The 19078-nt window shown below is 70.1% G+C and carries 20 protein-coding genes, 1 tRNA gene and 1 pseudogene; 6 read left to right on the forward strand and 16 right to left on the reverse strand.

Annotated features, from left to right (window positions below; translation table 11 throughout):
• Nucleotides 1-233 precede the first annotated feature (233 nt).
• From FM051_RS14190 to dhaK, 5 genes are all read right to left on the reverse strand, one after another.
• A complete protein-coding gene (locus FM051_RS14190; RefSeq protein WP_158843374.1) occupies nt 234-815 on the reverse strand; it encodes a DUF3558 family protein in 582 nt (193 codons plus the stop codon).
• Nucleotides 816-873: 58 nt separating this feature from the next.
• Nucleotides 874-2652, reverse strand: coding sequence for a 3-hydroxyacyl-CoA dehydrogenase family protein (locus tag FM051_RS14195; RefSeq protein ID WP_158843375.1), 1779 nt, complete (start codon nt 2650-2652; stop codon nt 874-876).
• 135 nt (nt 2653-2787) lie between these two features.
• A complete protein-coding gene (dhaM, locus tag FM051_RS14200; RefSeq protein ID WP_158843376.1) occupies nt 2788-3486 on the reverse strand; it encodes a dihydroxyacetone kinase phosphoryl donor subunit DhaM in 699 nt (232 codons plus the stop codon).
• Nucleotides 3483-4112, reverse strand: coding sequence for a dihydroxyacetone kinase subunit DhaL (gene dhaL / locus FM051_RS14205; RefSeq protein ID WP_158843377.1), 630 nt, complete (start codon nt 4110-4112; stop codon nt 3483-3485). The genes dhaM and dhaL overlap by 4 nt, the downstream gene beginning before the upstream one ends.
• The gene (gene dhaK, locus FM051_RS14210) at nt 4112-5113 is read right to left on the reverse strand and encodes a dihydroxyacetone kinase subunit DhaK (RefSeq protein WP_158843378.1); all 1002 of its coding nucleotides are present in this window, start codon (nt 5111-5113) and stop codon (nt 4112-4114) included. The genes dhaL and dhaK overlap by 1 nt, the downstream gene beginning before the upstream one ends.
• A gap of 130 nt (nt 5114-5243) precedes the next feature.
• Between dhaK and FM051_RS14215 the strand changes: the two genes are divergently transcribed.
• Nucleotides 5244-5723 (forward strand): ABC transporter substrate-binding protein, encoded by a 480-nt coding sequence (locus FM051_RS14215; protein WP_158843379.1) that lies wholly within the window; start codon nt 5244-5246, stop codon nt 5721-5723.
• Here FM051_RS14215 and FM051_RS14220 read toward each other — a convergent pair.
• The 4 genes from FM051_RS14220 to FM051_RS14235 all read right to left on the reverse strand — a co-directional run bounded on the left by FM051_RS14220 (nt 5644) and on the right by FM051_RS14235 (nt 10445).
• Nucleotides 5644-7149: an aldehyde dehydrogenase family protein gene (locus FM051_RS14220; protein ID WP_158843380.1), complete on the reverse strand. Its 1506-nt coding sequence runs from the start codon at nt 7147-7149 to the stop codon at nt 5644-5646. The two genes, FM051_RS14215 and FM051_RS14220, sit on opposite strands and share 80 nt — an antisense overlap.
• Nucleotides 7150-7255: 106 nt before the next feature.
• Nucleotides 7256-8254, reverse strand: a complete 999-nt coding sequence (locus FM051_RS14225; RefSeq protein WP_158843381.1) for a DUF3558 domain-containing protein — start codon at nt 8252-8254, stop codon at nt 7256-7258.
• A 209-nt stretch (nt 8255-8463) separates the two neighbouring features.
• On the reverse strand, nt 8464-8739 hold the full coding sequence (locus FM051_RS14230) for a hypothetical protein (protein ID WP_158843382.1): 276 nt from the start codon (nt 8737-8739) through the stop codon (nt 8464-8466).
• 17 nt (nt 8740-8756) lie between these two features.
• Entirely contained in the window at nt 8757-10445 is a 1689-nt protein-coding gene (locus tag FM051_RS14235; protein WP_158843383.1) for a sodium:solute symporter family protein, read from the reverse strand.
• 156 nt (nt 10446-10601) lie between these two features.
• On the opposite strand from FM051_RS14235, the gene FM051_RS14240 reads away from it, so the two are divergent.
• Nucleotides 10602-11333: a hypothetical protein gene (locus FM051_RS14240; protein WP_158843384.1), complete on the forward strand. Its 732-nt coding sequence runs from the start codon at nt 10602-10604 to the stop codon at nt 11331-11333.
• Here the strand turns inward: FM051_RS14240 and FM051_RS14245 are convergent.
• From FM051_RS14245 to nucS, 4 genes are all read right to left on the reverse strand, one after another.
• Nucleotides 11300-11707, reverse strand: coding sequence for a hypothetical protein (locus tag FM051_RS14245; protein ID WP_158843385.1), 408 nt, complete (start codon nt 11705-11707; stop codon nt 11300-11302). The two genes, FM051_RS14240 and FM051_RS14245, sit on opposite strands and share 34 nt — an antisense overlap.
• Nucleotides 11708-11891: 184 nt before the next feature.
• Nucleotides 11892-13463, reverse strand: coding sequence for a TROVE domain-containing protein (locus FM051_RS14250; protein ID WP_158843386.1), 1572 nt, complete (start codon nt 13461-13463; stop codon nt 11892-11894).
• Between the two features lie 108 nt (nt 13464-13571).
• Nucleotides 13572-13641, reverse strand: a tRNA-OTHER gene (locus FM051_RS14255).
• Between the two features lie 134 nt (nt 13642-13775).
• A complete protein-coding gene (gene nucS / locus FM051_RS14260) occupies nt 13776-14435 on the reverse strand; it encodes an endonuclease NucS (protein WP_158843387.1) in 660 nt (219 codons plus the stop codon).
• A gap of 56 nt (nt 14436-14491) precedes the next feature.
• Here nucS and FM051_RS14265 point away from each other — a divergent pair, with 56 nt between their 5' ends.
• Together FM051_RS14265 and FM051_RS14270 are read left to right on the forward strand one after the other, a co-directional pair.
• Nucleotides 14492-14758, forward strand: a complete 267-nt coding sequence (locus tag FM051_RS14265; RefSeq protein ID WP_158843388.1) for a hypothetical protein — start codon at nt 14492-14494, stop codon at nt 14756-14758.
• A 2-nt stretch (nt 14759-14760) separates the two neighbouring features.
• Nucleotides 14761-15297 carry an NUDIX domain-containing protein gene (locus FM051_RS14270; protein WP_202918820.1) on the forward strand — a complete coding sequence of 179 codons (537 nt, stop codon included), beginning with the start codon at nt 14761-14763 and terminating at the stop codon, nt 15295-15297.
• A 63-nt stretch (nt 15298-15360) separates the two neighbouring features.
• On the opposite strand, the gene FM051_RS14275 is transcribed toward FM051_RS14270, so the two are convergent.
• A complete protein-coding gene (locus FM051_RS14275) occupies nt 15361-16134 on the reverse strand; it encodes an enoyl-CoA hydratase-related protein (protein WP_158843389.1) in 774 nt (257 codons plus the stop codon).
• Nucleotides 16135-16190: 56 nt separating this feature from the next.
• On the opposite strand from FM051_RS14275, the gene FM051_RS14280 reads away from it, so the two are divergent.
• Nucleotides 16191-16967, forward strand: a complete 777-nt coding sequence (locus FM051_RS14280; RefSeq protein ID WP_158843390.1) for a hypothetical protein — start codon at nt 16191-16193, stop codon at nt 16965-16967.
• A gap of 68 nt (nt 16968-17035) precedes the next feature.
• On the opposite strand, the gene FM051_RS14285 is transcribed toward FM051_RS14280, so the two are convergent.
• Nucleotides 17036-17914 (reverse strand): GNAT family N-acetyltransferase, encoded by an 879-nt coding sequence (locus tag FM051_RS14285; RefSeq protein ID WP_238412371.1) that lies wholly within the window; start codon nt 17912-17914, stop codon nt 17036-17038.
• Nucleotides 17915-18080: 166 nt separating this feature from the next.
• Between FM051_RS14285 and FM051_RS14290 the strand changes: the two genes are divergently transcribed.
• Nucleotides 18081-18275: a hypothetical protein gene (locus tag FM051_RS14290; RefSeq protein ID WP_158843391.1), complete on the forward strand. Its 195-nt coding sequence runs from the start codon at nt 18081-18083 to the stop codon at nt 18273-18275.
• On the opposite strand, the pseudogene FM051_RS14295 reads toward FM051_RS14290, so the two are convergent.
• A pseudogene (locus FM051_RS14295) lies at nt 18239-19040 on the reverse strand (GlxA family transcriptional regulator); the annotation flags it as partial. The gene FM051_RS14290 and the pseudogene FM051_RS14295 overlap by 37 nt on opposite strands.
• Nucleotides 19041-19078: the final 38 nt, after the last annotated feature.

Here is a 19078-nt window from a genome sequence, read left to right on the forward strand (position 1 = left end):
CGGCAGGCAGAGCGGCAGGCAGAGCGGCGTAAGCAAGCAGGCGCGACGGGCTGGCGGCACCGCGCAGACAAGGCCGGCTCGCGGGCGGCATCAAGCGCACAAGATCGGTACGTGGCACGTCCCCGACCGCCGCTCGGAGCTTTGGGCCGGTGAGCGGCGGCCGGGGTGTCAGCTGCCGGTGAGCGGCGGCCGGGGTGTCAGCGTGCGGTGCGAGGTGTCAGAGCGACGGGAAATCAGCTGGTCGGTTCCTTGTCCAGCAGGACCTCGGCCACCTTCTTGCCCTGCTCGCAGATGCCGCCGAAGCGGGCCGAGCCGTCGATCACGATGATCCCGAGCCCGCCACCGGCGTAGTCCATCACCAGCACGCACGACGGCTGCACGGACGTGTCCGTGGTCCGGTCGAAGTACTTCACCTTCCGGCCCGCCACGTCGAACTCGCCGTTGCTCTGCTCCAGCGTGATCGTCCGCCCCTCGCGGAACCGGAGGGTGACGCCCACGTCCAGCGAACCGACCGACGTCTGCCACTTGCACGACTGGTCGAACGTGTCGTCGTACCCGGTGTCCGTCGGCTTCGCGTTCTTGTCCGGCACGTCGTAGGGCAGGTCCTTCCACCCCATCAACGCGCAGATGTCACCGACCGACCCGGACGGCTCCGTGGACGGGTCGTCGGACCCCGTCGGCGTCGGCTGAGCCGAGGTGAACGGCGCGTCGACGTCGAGCACCTGCTCCGCCAAGGGGGTGCCGTTGACCGTGTACGCACAAGCGCTCGTCAGACCGAACGCCACCACCAGGAGCGAGATCGCCACACGCCGCATGTGTCCACGATGCCAAACGTCGAATCCCGTCACTCCATCAGGCCACGCAACCGCACCGTCAGGCCCCGTAATCGCGGAACCCCTTGCCCGTCTTGCGGCCCAGCCGCCCGGCCTTCACCAGGTGCTCCAACAGCGGCGCGGGTGCGAAGCCCGCCTCGCGGAACTCCAGGTACAGGGTCCGCTCGATGGCCAGCGACACGTCCAGCCCCACCACGTCCAGCAGCTCGAACGGCCCCATCGGCAACGAGCAGCCGACCTTCATCGCGTTGTCGATGTCGTCGGCCGACGCGTAGTGCGCCTCCAGCATCTTCACCGCGTCGTTCAGGTACGGGAACAGCAGCGCGTTGACGATGAACCCGGCCCGGTCGCCGCAGTGCACCGGAACCTTGCCCAGGTCCAGGCACACGCGACGGGCGGTGGCGACGACTTCGGCCGACGTCGAGATGGTCTCCACGACCTCGACCAGCTTCATCACCTGCGCCGGGTTGAAGAAGTGCAGACCGATGACGTCACCGGGCCGCGCGGTGGCGGCGGCGCATTCGATCACCGGCAGCGATGACGTCGTGGTCGCCAGCACCGCACCGGGCTTGCACACCTCGTCCAGCGCCTCGAACACGGCCTTCTTGACCGCCAGCTCCTCCGCCACCGCCTCGACCACGAGGTCGCAGTCGGCCAGGTCCGAGAACTCGACGGCGGGCGTGATGCGGCCCAGCGCCGCGTCCCGGTCCTCCGCCGAGAGCTTGCCGCGCGACACGGCCTTCTCCAACGACTTGCGCACCTTGGCCACCGCACCGTCGGCCTTCTCCGAAGACCGCGCCCGCAGCACCACGTCGTACCCGCGCTTGGCGAACACCTCGACGATGCCGGTCGCCATGGTGCCGGTGCCGATCACGCCGACCCGCTGGATCTCACGGGCGGGCTCGGCCTCCGAGGCAGCGACAGGCGTGTGCACGTCCGGCACGACGACCGGCGAGTCCGGCCCGTCATACGTATAAAAGCCCCGCCCACTCTTCCGCCCCAGCAAGCCCGCCGTGATCATCTGCTTCAGCAACGGCGCCGGGGCGTGCAGCCGGTTGCGCGACTGGTGGTACATCGTGTCGAGGATTTCGTATGCCGTGTCCAACCCGATCAGGTCGAGCAACGCCAGCGGCCCCATCGGGTAGCCGCAGCCGTAGCGCATGGCCGCGTCGAGGTCTTCCCTTGTCGCGTAACGCGATTCGTACATCCGCACGGCGTGGTTGAGGTACCCGAACAGCAGCGCGTTGGCGATGAACCCGGCCCGGTCGCCGATGACGACCGGCGTCTTGCCCAACCCCTCGGCGAACGCCACCACGTCGGCCACCACGTCCGGCTCGGTGACGACCGTCCGGATCACCTCGACCAGCTTCAACACCGGTGTGGGGTTGAAGAAGTGCATCCCGACGACCTTGCCCGGCCGTCCGGTGTGGACACCGATCTCGGTGATCGACAGCGACGACGTGTTGGACGCGAAAACGGTGTCCGGGCCGCAGATCCGGTCCAGCTCGGTGAACACCGCGGCCTTGAGCTCCATCCGCTCCGGCACGGCCTCGATCACGAGGTCGGCCCCGGCCAGCGCGTCCAACGACGTGGCGTAGGAGATGCGGGCCAGCGTGGCGTCCCGCTCCTCCGAAGACAGCTTGCCGCCCGCCACCGCGCGGTCCGTCGAGTGGTCCAGGTGGCCGCGTCCGCGGGCCAGGGCGGCCTCGTCCACGTCCACCGCCACGACAGTGATGCCGGTCCGGGCGAGGACCTCGGCGATACCGGCGCCCATCGTGCCGAGACCGACGATTCCGACCGTGCTGAACTGGCGCGTCACTGTTTACCTCCCACTCACCGGAGTGGCTACCAGACGGTAACTTGTCGCGACTATCCCACGGTCGTCACGTGTCGTTCGCGTGAGCTTCACCATCGGTATCGAGCAAGTAATCGGTCCAGCGACGGTCTCGACAGCTCATTCGCCGAACTGCCGCGAGGCCAACTCCTCCACCCGCCGCACGGCCTCCGCGGCGTCGGCGCCGCTCGCCACGACCTCGACCCGCGCACCTCCCGGCGCACCCAACCCCATCAGCGCCAGCACGCTCTTCCCGTCCGCCTCCTCGTCGCCGAACCGCACCACCACCGAGGCGTCCAACGGGTCCAAAGCCCGCACCACCAACGCGGCCGGCCGCGCGTGCAGCCCGACGGAGTTGGTCAACTCGATCTCGGCCCGAACCGAATCCTTCACCAGCCGCAACGCAGGCCCCCCGGACGACGCCGAGCCGGCCCCGGCAGACCCGTCAGCCGAGCCGGACAACGCCGACGAGGCCGCCGCAGCCACCTCCGCCAACCCCGCACCGCCCTGGGCACGAACGGCCGCCGCCACCGCCCCCTCGACCAACGGCGCGTCCACGACCACCACCGACCCGTCGGCCTCCTCGGCAGCCATGTCGGCGACCATCTTCGCGCTGCCGAGATCGAACAACACCACCACGCCGTCACCGGAATCGGCCTGCGCGATCGCCTCTCCAACGGCCAGGTAATCCGTGCCCAGCCCACCGGACCCGTCACCGCCGGACGGCACGATCGCCACCGAAGGCGCCATCTGCCCGGCCAACTCGGCCACACCCGACGCCAACTGCCGACTGTGCGACACCACCACCAGCCCGATCACCGCGCACGCCCGGCGAACGTCCGCAGCAGCAACGAAGTCGAGCGCGCACCCGGATCGAGGTGCCCGGCACTGCGCTCACCCAGGTACGACGCACGCCCCTTCCGCGCCACCAACGGCACGGTCGAGTCGGCCCCCAGTTCGGCCGCCTCAGCCGCCGCCTCCAACACCTCCGCCACCCCGCCACCAGTAGCCGCGACGGACTCCGCAGCCGCCACCGCAGGCGTCAGGGCGTCCACCATCGTCTTGTCCCCCAACTCCGCCTTACCCCGCGCCACGACACCCTCCAGCGCCGCCCGCAACGCCGCCGCCACCACGGCGCCGTCCATCGACGCGACGTCACCGACCGACGTGGCGGCACGCAGGAACGCCGTCCCGTACAGCGGCCCAGCCGCCCCACCGACCGTCGAGATCAACGTCGTGGCCGCCAACCGCAGCACCCCACCGGGCGACGAGGGCACGTTCCCGTCCAGTTTGGACACCAGCGCGGTGAACCCCCGGGCCATGTTCTCGCCGTGGTCGCCGTCGCCGATCTCCCGGTCCAACCGGATCAGCTCGTCGCGGTGCTCGACCACGACCGCCGCCACCGCCCGCATCGCGTCCGCGACGGACTCCGCCGTGCAGTCCATCAGACGCCCCACCGCAGCGCCGGGGTGTGCACGGGCGCGTCCCACAGCTCGACCATCTCGTCGTCCAGCTTGAGCAGGGTCAGGCTCATGCCCTGCATCTCCAGGCTCGTGATGTACGGGCCGACCAGCCGCCGTTCCACCGTGATCCCCCGTTCCGCCAGGAGCCGTTCCGCGATGCCGTGCGCCAGGTACAGCTCGATCAACGGCGTGCCGCCCATCGAGTTGGTGAACAGCAGCACCCGATCCCCTTCGCCGAACGGCAGGTCCTCCACGATCGGGTCCAACAACGCCGGCACCAACACCTCGGCCGACCCCACCGGCACCCGCTGCCGGCCGGGCTCACCGTGGATCCCGATGCCCAGTTCCATCTCGTCGTCGGCCAGGGTGAACGACGGCTCACCCGCGTGCGGCACCGTGCACGCGGTCAGCGCCAACCCCATCGACCGCACCTGCGAGATGACCCGCCGCGCCAACGCCTCACACCCGTCGAGATCGACCCCGCGTTCAGCGGCGGCGCCGACGATCTTCTCCAACAGCACCGTCCCGCCCACACCACGCCGACCGGCCGTGTAGAGCGAGTCCTTGACCGCGACGTCGTCGTCGATCACGACCGTGCGCACGTCCACGCCGTCAGCCGCGGCGAGTTCGGCGGCGGTTTCGAAGTTCAGCACGTCACCGGTGTAGTTCTTCACGATCAACAACGCCCCGGCCCCGCCGTCGGTGCGCGTCACGGCCGCCGCCACCTGATCGGGCGTGGGCGAGGTGAACACCGCGCCGGGACAGGCCGCGTCCAGCATCCCCCGCCCGACGAACCCCCCGTGCAACGGCTCGTGCCCCGAACCGCCACCGGAGATCAAGGCCACCTTGCGCGGCACCGGGGCGTCCGCCCGCACCACCACGGCCGGCTCGTACTGGACGTCCAAGAGGTCGGCGTGCGCGAGCGCCATACCGCGCAACGCGTCCACCACCACGGTCGCCGGATCGTTGATGATCTTCTTCACGGGTGACCTCCCGATCGACGCTGATCACCCCATTACTACTCCACCGCGCGCCACCCGGAAAGCGGAAGCTAAGGTCAGGCAAACCTAAGAACAGCTGGTCAGTGACGTGGAGTAGCGGAGGAACCCCGGAGTGTCGAACACCAGGATCGCGGCCCTGCTCGTCGCCGCCCTCACCCTCAGCGCGTGCGGCCAGACCGACACACCGACCGACAAGCCCGCAGTGGCCCAGGGCGGCTCGGAGTTCGCCGAGGCGGGCGAGAAGAGCGCCGGGTTCGGCACCGACGCCGAGCCGGGCCAGTTCCCCCGGACGATCAAGCACGCCATGGGTGAGACGGTCATCGAGAAGCGCCCGGAACGCGTGGTCGTCCTCGACGGCGGCGAGCTGGACAACGTGGTCGCGCTGGGCATCAAGCCGGTCGGCGTCGCCTTCCCCGACGGCGCGCCCACGATGCCGACCTACGGCGGTGGCCGTCGAGCCGGACCGGACCCAGCACCCCACCGAACCAAAACCAGACCGCACCGGACCGGACCTACCGCCCGTACAGCACCCGAACCAGCCGCAAAACGTGCCGGATCGTCCGCGACCCCCGGTCGTAAGTCATCGGGTTGAGCAGCGCCGAGAACCGCTTCCGCGTCACCGAGTGGGCATACGTGAACTCACGAAGCCCATCCTCCCCGTGAACCCGCCCAAACCCGGACGCACCAACCCCACCGAACGGCAATCCGGGCACCGACGCATAAGCCAGCACCGCGTTCACCGACACCATCCCGCACCGCAGCTTGCCCGCCAACTCCTCACCCCGGTTGCGCGAGAACACCGCCGCGCCCAACCCATACGCCAACGAGTTCGCCTGCCGAACCGCCTCGTCAGCGTCCGCAACCCGGTTGACCACCAACGTCGGCCCGAACGTCTCCTCAGTGGACGCCGTCGAATCCGCAGGCACGTCCACCAACACCACCGGCTCGACATACGGCGGCCGGATCGACTCCAACCCACCCACGACCGCCCGCCCGCCACGCTCCAACGCGTCGGCGACGTGCGACTGGATGATGTCCACCTGCTTGGGCATGGTGATCGGCCCGAAATCGGCGTTCGGCTCGCCACCCGGCCGCAGCTTCGCCGCCTTCTCCGTCACCAGCGCAACGAACTCGTCGTACACGGCATCAGCGACGTAGACCCGCTCCACCCCGGCACACGTCTGCCCGGCGTTGAAGATCCCACCCCACACCGCACCCTCGGCCGCCGCCTTCACGTCGGCGTCCTCGGCCACGATCATCGGATCCTTGCCGCCGCACTCCAGCAACACCGGCGTCAACGACGCCGCACACGCCGCCATGATCTTCTTACCCGTAGGCGTAGACCCGGTGAACGCCAGTTTGTCCACACCGGACGCACACAGAGCAGCACCGGTCTCACCGAACCCGGTCACCACCTGGAACACCGGGAACTCCGGTACGACCTCACCGAACGTCGAAGCCAGGAACACACCCACCCCAGGCGTGAACTCGGACGGCTTGAACACCACCGTGTTGCCCGCGGCCAGCGCATAAGCAATCGACCCCATGGGCGTGAACGCCGGGTAGTTCCACGGCCCGATCACCCCGACCACACCCAGCGGCCGGTACTCCAGGGTCGCCGCGTGGTTGTACATGAGCAGTCCGGGCGAGACCTTGCGCTTGCCCAGCACCTTCGGCGCGTGCTTGGCGGCCCAGTGCAGGTGGTCGATGACCAGCGCCAGCTCGGTCCGCGCGTCGTCGGCCGACTTGCCGGTCTCCGAGCTGATCAGCGTCTGGAACTCGTCCAGCCGTTTGACCAGCAGCCTGCGCCACGCGTCCAGCCGGGCGCGCCTGCCGTCGAAGCCCAGCCCGGCCCAGAACGCCGACGCGTCCCGCGCCACGCGCACCGCCTCGCGCACGTCGTCCTCCGACGCCACCGGGTGGTGGGCGATGACCTCACCGGTGCGGGGGTCGAGCGAGGCGAACCGCCGCTGCTCCTCGTCGGCCCGCGCAGGAGTGGTGGGAGCGGTCTGCGTCATCGGGCCCTCCAAGCACAAAGCACAACGCGGGTGTTACTGGACAGTAACGGGCAACTGAGGGCGATGTCAGCCCCCGTTCAGCCCTTCGGGATCTTCCCCGACGAGCTCACCCCTTCGGGATCTTCCCGACGAGCGCCTTGGCAAACGCCACGGCCGACGCACACCGGTCGAACTGGCTCTCCTTCGGCCCGGCCGACTTCACCTCGACCAGCTCGCCGTCGTTGTCGTCGCCGGCCAGCTGCACCCACTTGACCTCGCACGACGGGAACGCCGTGGTGCTCGACACCTGGTAGCCGGTGACACCGCCGCCCAGGTCGACCTCGGTCTGGCCCTTGTCGAACTCGCGGTCGTCGGGGATGAACGTCTCACGGAAGCCCAGCGACAGCTCGCGGTCGTCGCCCACCCAGGCGCAACTGTGCAGCCCGTACGGGTACAAACGGTAATCGGCGCCCGCCGCCGCGTCGACCGCCGCCTTGTCCGGCAGTGTGCACGGGTCGAGCGTGATCAGCGAACCCTTGGCGGCCGTCCGGGTCGCCGCGCGGTCCTTGATCTGCTTGACCACCGACTCGGCCACCTCCCGGCCGGGCGCGCACGCGTCACCGTCCTCGTAGCCGATCTGCACGGTGATGCCCAGGCCCGGCTTCTCCTGCGTGATCACCGAGACGAAGCACGCGCTGTTCTCCAGCGTCTGCTCGTGGCTGCGCAGGCCGGCGAGCTGCTTGTCCGCGTTCTTCAGCTCGCTGGTCATGGTCTGGCCGAGCTCGACGGTGACCGCGAGGTCCTTGCCCGCCTTGTCCTTCATGAAGTTGGAGCACCGGCTGAACCCGCTGCGCGACCGGTCGCCCGGCGTGCCGAACCGCTTGAGCACGTCCTCGTCCAGCAGCTCGCACGGGTCGGTCAGGCGCAGCTTGTCCGCCGCGAACGCCGGGTCGACCGGCTTCCCGTCCGGCGCCGGTGTGTTCCGGGTGGCGGTCTCGGACGGGTCGGAGACGTTCTCGGCGTTGGCCGGGATCGTGGTGCGCGGGAACCTCTGCTTGGCGAGATCCGCCCCGGCGCAGCCGGCCAGCAGGAGGATCGCGCTCAGGACGGCGACGAGACGGGGCACGACGTGCACGGTAGCTCCCGACTCCGACATCCGTGGCCGGAACCCTGTGTCAGTCCTCACGGCGGCGTTCAGGAACGATCCAGAAGATCAACGCGCTGAACCAGGTGACCCTGATGGACAACCCGACGAGAGGAACATCGAATGCGCAACCGCATCCGACGCGCCGTCCGCTGGCTCGACGCGTGGACCGTCGAGGCGTTCAACCCGGTCTACCCGCGGCGCTGACCGCCCCCACCCCCGCTATCCCCGCCCGATGTTTCCGGGTCGGGCACGATGACGGGCCGCATGGTCGCCCAGACGGCGAACACCGCCGACAAGGCGACCATGCCCACACCCGACCACAGGTTGATGTTGAGCCCGTCCGCTTTGGCCAGGTCGGACTCGTCGGTGAAGCCGAGCCCGACCACCACCAGCACCACGCCGTAGATGGCGAAGAGCACCGCGATCACCAGTCGCAGGTCGAACAGACCGGCCTTGTGCGCCATGACGACCCAGACCTCCCTCAGCCGAAGATGATGTTGAGCACGGCGGTCAGCACCAGCACGCCGACACCCAGCAGCACCGGCGACCGGTACCACCCGGCGTCCTCACCGGTGGTGGAGTGCCTGCGGTCCTCCTTGGGCGTCAGGCTGTAGACCAGCCCGACCAACCGTTCCTCCGGCACCGGCCGGGTGAACGAGGTGACCGCCACGCTGACCACGACGTCGACCGCGAACGCCACACCCGCGCCGAGGAAGCTGGCGCCCTGGCCCGGCAGGTCGAGCACGCCGGTCTCGGCGAGCACGAACACCGCCACCGCGCCGAGCGTGCCCGCGACCAGGCCGGCCCAGCCCGCCGCCGCCGACATCCGCTTCCAGAACATGGCCAGGATGAACGTGGCGAACAGCGGCGCGTTGAAGAACGAGAACAGCGCCTGGATGTAGTCCATGATGTTGCCGTAGCCGGCGGCGAGGAACGCCGTCCCGATCGCGATCACCGTGCCGCCGATCGTGGCCAGCCGACCGACACGCAGGTAGTACTCGTCCGGCCGGTCCGTGCGGATGTAGTCCTGCCACAGGTCGTAGGTGAACACGGTGTTGAAGCTCGACACGTTCGCCGCGACACCCGCCATGAACGACGCCATCAGACCCGTGATCGCGATGCCGAGCATGCCGTTGGGCAGCAGCTCGCCGATCAACGCGGGCAGCGCGTTGTTGTAGACGGCGCCGGAACTGTCGTCACCGGCCTTGAGCGCCACCATCTCCGGCACGACCAGCGCGGCGATGATGCCCGGGATGACGATCACGAACGGGATCAGCATCTTGGGGTACGCGCCGATGATCGGCGTGCGCCGGGCGGCGGACATGCTCTTGGCCGACAGCGCGCGCTGCACCTCGGCGAAGTTCGTCGTCCAATACCCGAACGACAACACGAACCCGAGCCCGAACACGATGCCGATCACGCTGAGCACCGGGTTCTGGATCCCGGTCAGCTCGGTCGCCGGCCACGCGGACAGCTGCTCGGCCCCGCCGGGACCGCCGGTGACCTTGTCGACCAGGCCCTGCCAGCCGCCGACCTTGTGCAGGCCGACGATCGTCAGCGGCAGCAGCGCGGCGACGATCACGAAGAACTGCAGCACCTCGTTGTAGATGGCCGCCGACAGGCCGCCCAACGTCGTGTACGCGAGCACGATCAGCGCGGCGGCGACCACCGAGAACGGGATCGGCCAGCCGAGCATGAGGTTCAGCAGGAACGCCAGCGCGTACAGGTTCACGCCCGCGATCAGCACCTGCGCGGCGGCGAAGCTGATCGCGTTGACCAGGTGCGCGCCCTTGCCGAAGCGGCGGCGCAGGAACTCGGGGACGCTGCGGACCTTGGAGCCGTAGTAGAACGGCATCATCACCAGGCCGAGGAACACCATGGCCGGGATCGCGCCGATCCAGTAGTAGTGCACGGTCGCCATGCCGTACTGCGCGCCGTTGGCCGCCATGCCGAGCAGTTCGATCGCGCCGAGGTTGGCCGAGATGAACGCCAGGCCGGTCACCCACGCGGGCAGGGAACGTCCGGAGAGCAGGAAGTCCAGGCTGGACGAGACGGATCTGCGGGCGAGGAAGCCGATGCCGAGCACGAAGACGAAGTAGACCGCCAGCAGGGTGTAGTCCAACGGACCGGCGTCCAACTTGAGATCAACCTGGGCCAGCACGACGGGCACCTCCGCCCACCTCCCCTGATCACACAATATCAAACATCATCAAACACTACTCCACAACCGATCACGCTGACACCGAATGGACCCCTGCATGATCCGCCGGTTTGAACTACCCAGGCCTAAACCTCGTACTCCCGGAGGTAACTCCTGGAGGTGATCGTGCCGACCGTCACTGCTTACGGCGCCGACTACGCCGCACGCGAGCTGATGCCGTGGGAACTGGCCGAGTACACCCGCACCGGCGGGTACGACCTGCGGTTCCTGATCCGCCACATCGGCTATCCAGGCAACCCGAGGTGCGTCAGCCACCACCGCGGAGCACTGGCGAAGCACCGGGCCGACGGCAGGCTCGTGCTGCTGTACCACCAGATCGGCGACGACGACTTCGCCGGCGGGCACGACGCCGGGCGGGCGCACGCGCTGGCCGCGTTGACCGACGCGAGGGCCGAGGGCTATCCCGAACACCTGCCGTTCGTGTTCGTGTGCGGTTCGGAGCTGTCCCGTTCGTTCACCCTGGCGACCGTGTTGGACTACCTGCAGGGCGCGGCGGAGGTCGTCGGCATCACCCGCACCTGGTGTTCGGCCGGCGCGGACATCGTGCACGCCGCGCAGGACCGGGGCGCGGCAGCCGGGTTCGTCCTCACCGGCGACGAGTCGGGCGTCCGCGAGGGCATCGCGTTCCACCGCTCGAACGAGGGCATGATCTACCCCGGCCGGATCGAGGCGGGGTTGCTCAAGGCCTACGTGGACCTGGCCGATTTCGAGGGCGAGGGCCCGGAGGTGCCCGAGGTGGCGAGGCTGGCCGACCACCTGGCGAAGCGGTTCGCGCTGCGCCGGGAAGAAGTGCTGGACGAGCTCTACCGGGTGAGGACGAACGGCGTCTCGGCGTAGACCGGGCCGGAGGTGGCCCCGATGGTGAACTGCGTGCCGGGAGCGGAGTCGCTGAACGAATCGGGCACCCGGACCAGGACTTCGACGAACCGGCCGACGGCGTCCGCGGTCGTGTCGCCGACCTGCCGACCGTGGAAGGTGAACACCACTCGACCGTGGGCGGGATAACCCTCACCGCTGAGCCGGACCTCGCCACCGGCGTGACCGGCGAGCGGCTGAGCCACGACGTGCGCGACCGCGGGCGAGGGTGCGGTGGAACTCAACACCGTGACGGCGGGCAGCGGGACGGACGTCTCCGGGGCGCAGCCCGTCAACGCCAGGGAACTCAGCAGGACCAGGATCGGCGGACCGGGTCTTCGTCTTCGTCTTCGCACAGCGCGCCTCCCCTGGCCCGTTGACGGGGAAGTCAGCGTATATCGCGAAATCCGACCTGCCACGCGCCCGAACGGCTTACCCGCCAGTCCGCATTTCGCGGACTGGCGGGTGCCGTACGGGCGCACTCGGGTGCGTACGGTCGTGCTCTCCGCACGGTCACGCTCTCCGCACGGTCGCGTCCGGCTAGAAGGGCCAGACCGCGTCCCGCCCGCTCTCCAGCAAGGGGATCATCCGGAAAGCCTGGTCGGTGAGGCCGCCGAACGTGTGCCGGTCACGGCCGCCGCTCGGCGCGTGGCCGTGCCGGTACCCGGCGAGGTTCCAGGTGTAGAGCGGCACGTGGTCGGGCATCGCCCGGTGCACGTCACCGTCCCCGACCTGCTCGTCGGTCACGATCACCACGCGGTCGTGCCGGTCGAAGTGGGACCGCACCGCCTTGGCGGTCGCCGTGCCGCTGCCGAGGAAGTAGCCGCCGGACTTCCAGCGCTCCACCGCCTTGAGCAGCGACTCTCGACTGCGCAGCCGGAACGCGCGCGTGCTGTCCGAGTACGACACCACGTCCGCCGCCGCGCACCGCGCGCCGAGCGCGATGCCGAACACCGCCGCCGCGTCCCACCGCTTCAGGCTGCCGTCCTTCGAGAACGTTGCGTTCATCGAGTACGACGTGTCCACCAGCACGAGCGTGCGTCCGGGCAGCTCGGGCACGTTGGCGAGCGAGTGCGTGACCGCCTGCTCCAGCGCCCACGCCCACCGCAACGACGGTGCCGCCCGGTACGCGGACAGGAACCGCATCGGCAGTTGCCGAGACCGCGCCACCTGCTGCGGGTCCGCCAACCGTGCCGCGACGGCCGCCACCACCTCGTCGGAAACGCCCGCCTCGTCGAAGTTGCGCAGGTTCCGCAGTTGGGCCATGTAACCCATCGACGGGACCAGCGCCTCCCACACGTCGGCGGTCATCGGGCCCTGGAGCCAGCCGGCGACGGACTCCCACGTCATGCCCGCGTTCCGGAGCGTCGACGTGACGGTGTCGCGGTCCCGGAACAGCGCACGCCGCCGTTCCACCGGCCACGCCAGCAGTTCCTCGCGTGCGCGCAGCACCTCCAGCGAGGCCGGAACCTCGTCGGCGTGGCCGTGACGGCGGTCGAGGGCGTGGGCGAACAGCTCGCTCTGCTTGTCGGCCACCGGCGACGGGTGCACGAGGTTGAGCACGTCACCGAACCGGAAACCGCGCGCCGCGGAGTCCCACTTCACCAGCGCACGCTCGTCGTACAGCCGCCGCACCGCGTCCGCCACGCCGCGCTTGACCGGCTTCGGCAGCGCCCGGCCGTACTGCGAGGTCCAGTAGGCGAGGAACTCGCCCGGCTCGTCGGCGCGCTGGAGCACCGAGTCCACGACCTGCCGGGACATGCCCTGCTCACCGGCCTCCAAGCGGGCCTTGACGAAGTGCGCCGCGCCGACGAGGGACGCCGTGCGCATGTTCGCCTCGCCGCGCAGCCACGCCAGGAACCGGGCCGTCCAGTCGGGATCGGCGACGGTCGCGGCGCGCACCAGCGCGGCGTAGCGGTCGTCCCGCTCGCCGGAGTTCTCGTAGAAGGTCTGCTCGCCGACCATGTTTGTGACCGAGAGCAGGAAAAGCTCGGACTTCGCGTCACGCGCATATCCCGGACCGCCCTGGTGGGTACGACCACTCGCCACGGCTTCGGAAACGATCGGGCTGGACACGGACGCGCGGACACGGCCGAAGTTGAACTTGCTCATTTCTCGACCCTCAAAAGGCTTGAGGGAGCGACTACAGCTTCACACGTGCCCGAGATCAGAGTCGACGAAGGTGACATTAGGCGCTCTGCCGACTGAGCTACACCGGCGAACCGGTGGCGGGACTCGAACCCGCGACAACCCCATTATCAGTGGAAGTAACCCTCGTCTGCGCACCGGGCACGTGTGAAGTTGTGGGCTCCCGAGATCCAGGTCGTCCTGCGGCGTAGTTTCATCTGAAGAAGTAGCCGCGGGACTTCGCACCGGGAGTGCACGAGCCAGAGTAATCAAGAACCGGAGAGGATCAACTCATTATCAGAACAGCCGGAACTCGTCCGACTCGATGCCGCGCAGCGCGTCGTAGTCCAGCACGACGCAGCGGATGCCGCGGTCCTCGGCGAGGGTGCGCGCCTGCGGTTTGATCTGCTGGGCGGCGAACACGCCCTTCACCGGCGCCAGCAACGGGTCGCGGTTGAGGAGTTCCAGGTACCTCGTCAGCTGTTCGACACCGTCGATCTCGCCCCGGCGCTTGATCTCCACCGCGACCGAGACGCCCGACGCGTCGCGGCACATCAGGTCGACCGGGCCGATCGGGGTCGGGAACTCGCGGCGGACCAGGGTCCAGCCGTCGCCGAGGGTGGTGACGTGTTCGGCCAGCAGCTTCTGGAGGTCGGACTCCACACCGTCCTTGACCAGGCCGGGTTCCGGGCCGAGCTCGTGCTTGGAGTCGTGCAGCACCTCGGCCAGGGTGATGATCAGCTTCTCGCCCGCCTTGTTCTGCACGACCCACATGTCCGGGTCCTCGATCAGCCAGCACGGCGGGCTCATCCAGTTCAGCGGCTTGTACGCCCGGTCGTCGGAGTGGATCGACACCGAGCCGTCCGCCTTGATCAGCAGCAGCCGCTGCGCCATCGGCAGATGGGCCGTGAGGCGTCCGACGTAGTCGACCTGGCAGCGAGCGATGACGAGGCGCACGGCCGACAGGCTACGGGGTGCGGGACCCGTTCCACCGGCAGGTACCGTCGGCCGACGTGTCACCGCCGCGTCAGTTCCCGCGCACCGAGCCCGTCGACCTGATCGCCGACGAGAGCGCGTACACGCCGCTGCGCCGCAGCCCCGGCCTGTTGCCGCTGGTCCCCCTGTCGGTCGGCACCACGCTCGGCACGGGGCCTCGTCGGCCGTCGGCCGTCGGTGTCCGGTCCGCCGCGGGCTTGGTGGTGTACTTCGCCTACGGGCGACGGCGATCGGAACTGGCCCGGTCGCGGTTCGGCTCCGAGCAACCGGCACAGGGAGAGTGATCGTGGAAACCCTCGGATCGCGTGAGGTGTACGCGAACCAGTGGATGGTGGTCCGGGAGGACGCCATCGGGCGGGCGGACGGGACCACCGGTATCTACGGTGTGGTGGACAAACCCGACTTCGCGCTGGTGATCCCCATGGACGGCGAGCGGCTTCGGCTCGTCGAGCAGTACCGCTACCCGCTGGGGCTGCGGCGGTGGGAGTTCCCGCAGGGCACCGCGCCCGAACGCGCGGACGTCGACCCGATGGCGTTGGCCAAGCGCGAGTTGCGGGAGGAGACCGGGTTGCGGGCGGGCAAGCTCGTGCAGCTGGGTCTGCTCGACGTCGCGCCGGGCATGTCCAGCCAGCGCGGCCGGGTGTTCCTGGCCACCCAGCTCACGGAGGGCTTCCACGAGCGGGAGCACGAGGAGCAGGACATGCGCTCGGCGTGGTTCCCGCGCGCGGAGTTCGAGGCGATGATCGCGCGCGGCGAGATCACCGACGCCCAGTCGATCGCCGCCTACACCCTGCTCCTGCTGCACGAGCACTCGCAGCCGTGACGGTCGGTCGGCGAGCTGCGGCCGACGACGTGTTCTACAAGGGTACGGACTAGTCGGTCCCCCCTAGTCGGTCCACACGGCAGGGCGCTTTTCGAGGAACGAGGACATGCCCTCCTTGGCCGCCGGGGTCTGCGACGCGGCCGCCATCACCTCCACCGCGATGGCGTACGCGTCGGCCTCGGGTCGGTCGAGCTGGGCGTAGATCGTCTGCTTGCCCAGCGCCTTGCTGGCCCGGCTGCCACGCGTGGCGCGGCGCATCAGCTCGTCCACGGCCTCGTCCAGCTCCGCCGCCGGCACGACGCGGTTGACCAGGCCCCACTGCTCGGCGGTCCGCGCGTCCACCGGGTCGCCGGTCAGCGCCATCTCCATCAACCGCTTGCGCCCCACCGCACGTGCCACCGGCACCGCCGGGGTGTGGCAGAACCAGCCGCCCTTGCCGCCGGGCAGGGCGAACGCGGCGTCCTCGGCCGCCACCGCCAGGTCGCACGACGCCACCAGCTGGCAGCCGGCGGCGGTGGCCAGGCCGTGCACGCGGGCGATCACCACCTGCGGCACGGACTCGATGGTCCGCATCAGGTCCGTGCACAGCGTCAGCAGATCGCGCACGCCCTCCAGGTCGCGGGCCGACACGTCGGCGAAGTCGTGCCCGGCGGAGAACACCGGCCCCTCGCCCGCGAGCACCACACCCACCGCGTCCGACGCGGCGACCTCGCGGAACGCGGTCAGCAGTTCCGCCAGGTGCTCGGCGGACAGCGAGTTGCGCCGTGCGGCGCGGTCCATGGTGATCCGCACGACGTCATCCGTGCGGTCGACCCGGATGTGCTGGTATTCGGCCATGTTGTGACCGTAACCGGCCCCGCAACAGCATGCCCGCGGACTACCGTCCAGCGGGTATGAGACTTCGACTGTTAGCCGTGGCGGTGCTGCTGGCCGGCTGCGCCAGTCCCGTCGTCGACGGTGCCACCGCTCCCCCTCCGAGCGAGATCGACTTCCCGGTGGACGCCAAACCGCGGCCGATCGTGCTGACCGGCTGGCCGCTCGTCCAGGAGGGCTCCGGCGGCGAGGCCGAGAAGATCGCCGCGAGCAACGGCCGGTTCGCCTTCACCGGCGCCGCGCCCACGACACCCGCGCCCACTCCCGTCGAGCTGTCCGACGGTCCGGCGACCCTGCCGCTGATCGGCGCGGCGGACGCGGTCGTCGCGATGTCCGCGGCCGGCCGGGACGGGACGCCGCTGGAGCTGGTGGCCGTCGAGTTCGGCCAGGCTCGGTTCGCCACCGACCGCGGTGCGCTGGACCTGCCCGCGTGGCGGTTCCGATCGGCGTTCGGCTCCACGTTCTCGTGGCCCGCGGTCGCGCCGACGGCGTTCTGGAGGTTCGGCGAGGTGACCGGGTCGATCGACCGGGCCACGACGACCGACGGCGTCACGCTCGACGTGGAGATGGACGAGCCTGCGCCGCCGTGCCCCGGCGAAGACCCCGGCGTGACGAAGGCGGTGGCCGAGGAGGGCCCGACGTCGGTGGTGGTCCGCCAGGAGACCACCGGCCGCGGTCGGCTCTGCGGCGACAACGCGCTCTACCAGCCCCGCACGTTCCAGGTGGTGCTCGAGGAGCCGTTGGGCGCGCGGGTCTTGGTGGACGAGCACAACGGCATCATCACCGTGACGCGCTAGGCCCTGTCCCTTCGATCAGGTGACTCGTTGCACTGGTTGTGCTCAGCAGAGGGACGAGGATTCACGGCCTAGGCGTCCCGGTACCGGTCCCGGACCTCGGGGAGTTGCCGGAAGCCGGCTGACCTGTAGGTGGCGACGGCGCCGACATTGGAACTCGGGGTGCAGACCATCGCGCTCGACGAGCCCAGCTCCCGGAGTGCGGCCGCCGCGGCGACGGTGATCGCCTTGCCGTAACCGTGACCGCGGTGGTCCCGGTGCACGCCCATCGGCTCGAGCAACCCGGGCTTCCCCGGACCGGCCGACCACACCGTCACCGCCGCCACCGCGTTGCCCTGGTCGTCGTACGCGACCAGACACCGGGCGTCGGCGTACGGCAATCCGGCCGCCATCGCGTGCCAGCGCTCGTCCGTGAACGCCGGGCTGTCGAACGATGCCCGGTGTACGGCGGTCCGCACGTGCGCCTGCTCCGGCCCGATCACCTCGATCCGCACGCCCGGGTCCTTCACCGGCTCCGTGAGGTCGCGGCGCAGCGGCGTCCACGGCTCGTCGGTGTTCCAGCCGTCCTCGGACAGCAGGTCTTGGACCAGTGCGCGCATTGGTGCCTCGATGTTCACCTTCCCCTCGGGCAGTACGCCGCGCTCCGGCTCGGTCACGTCCTCAACCAGCCGCCGCGCCAACTCCTCGTCCTGGTGAGCGCCTGGCGCGATCGTCAGCCGCAACAGCTCGGGACCGTCCAGCAGCCCGACGGCGAGAATCCGTCCGTCCCGACTCCAGGTCCGGACCGCCGCGGCCGTCGCCTCCGCACCGAACCGCCAGAACCAGCCCAGGTCCCCCGGATGCAGTTGCATCGGCGCCCCGTCGTACTGCCACTCCCGCAGCACGCCCACAGCCTCGCTCAGCCCGTCGACTCCCGGCTTGCCCAACGCGATCGCCACATCCCCGATCACACACCACCGCGCCGACCGCCCGCACCCGGTTTCCGGCCGGCCGGCGTGGTGGGGACGCGTACTCGGCGGCGTCCGGAGACCTGGCCGACCGCATGGTGGCCGCACTGTCCGCCGCCGAACGCGAAGGCGGTGACGTGCCGGCCCGCAGTCGGCGGCGCTGCTCGTCGTGGGCCCGCAGCGGGACGCCGAGGCGACCGGGAACGCCGACGACCCGGTGATCGACCTCCGCGTGGACGACTCCCGCGACCCGGCAGGCGACCTCCACCGCCTGCTCGACACGTCCCGTGCCCACCGCCTGGACCCTCGCGTGGAGCGAAGCGCCGGTCAGGAAGCGGTGGGGATGCGGAACGTGCGGCGGTAGGCGTCGGGGGTCACGCCCAGCTCCGCGCGCAACCGCCGACGCAGGTTCGCGGCGGTCCCGAGACCCGAACGCTCGACCACGCGGTGGACCGGCAGGTCGGTGATCTCCAGCAGGCGTTGGGCGAGCAGCACCCGCTGCACCTGGAGCCACCGACCGGGCGTGCTGCCGGTCTCGGCGAGGAAGGCGCGGTGGAAGGTGCGTTCGCTCATCCCGGCGTGCGCGGCCAGGTCGACGACGCCGATGGGCTCGGCCAGGTGGTCCACCGCCCAGTCCACTGTGGACGCAAGGCCGGTACGACCCGCGAAGGCGGGCAACGACGGCTCCACGTACTGCCGCTGCCCGCCCTCGCGGGTCGGCAGCATGACCAGGCGGCGGGCCAGGGCGGCGGGCCAGGGCGGCGGCGACGTCCGCACCGTGCGCCCGGCGGACCAGGTGCATGCACAAGTCGAGCCCGCCGACCACGCCGGCCGACGTCAGCACGTCCCCGTCGGTGAACAGCACGTCCCGCAGCACACGAGCCTTCGGCGCGGCCTGCGCCAACATGTCCAGCAGCCGCCAGTGCGTGGTCGCCTCACGCCCGTCCAGCATCCCGGCCGCCGCCGGCGTGAACGCCCCGGAGCACAGCGCGGCCACCGGACCGTCGCACGACCGCAAAGCGCGCACGGCCTCCGCCGGCACGTCGGCGAGCGGATCGACGCGACCGGGCACCATCACCAGGTCGCAGTCCTTCAGGCCCGAAAGCCCGTGCGTGGCGGGGATGACGCCGACCGGGTTCACCGGCGTGGCGACCTGCCCCGGCGCGC

This window comes from Saccharothrix deserti (assembly GCF_009769385.1).
Lineage (GTDB): Bacteria > Actinomycetota > Actinomycetes > Mycobacteriales > Pseudonocardiaceae > Actinosynnema > Actinosynnema deserti.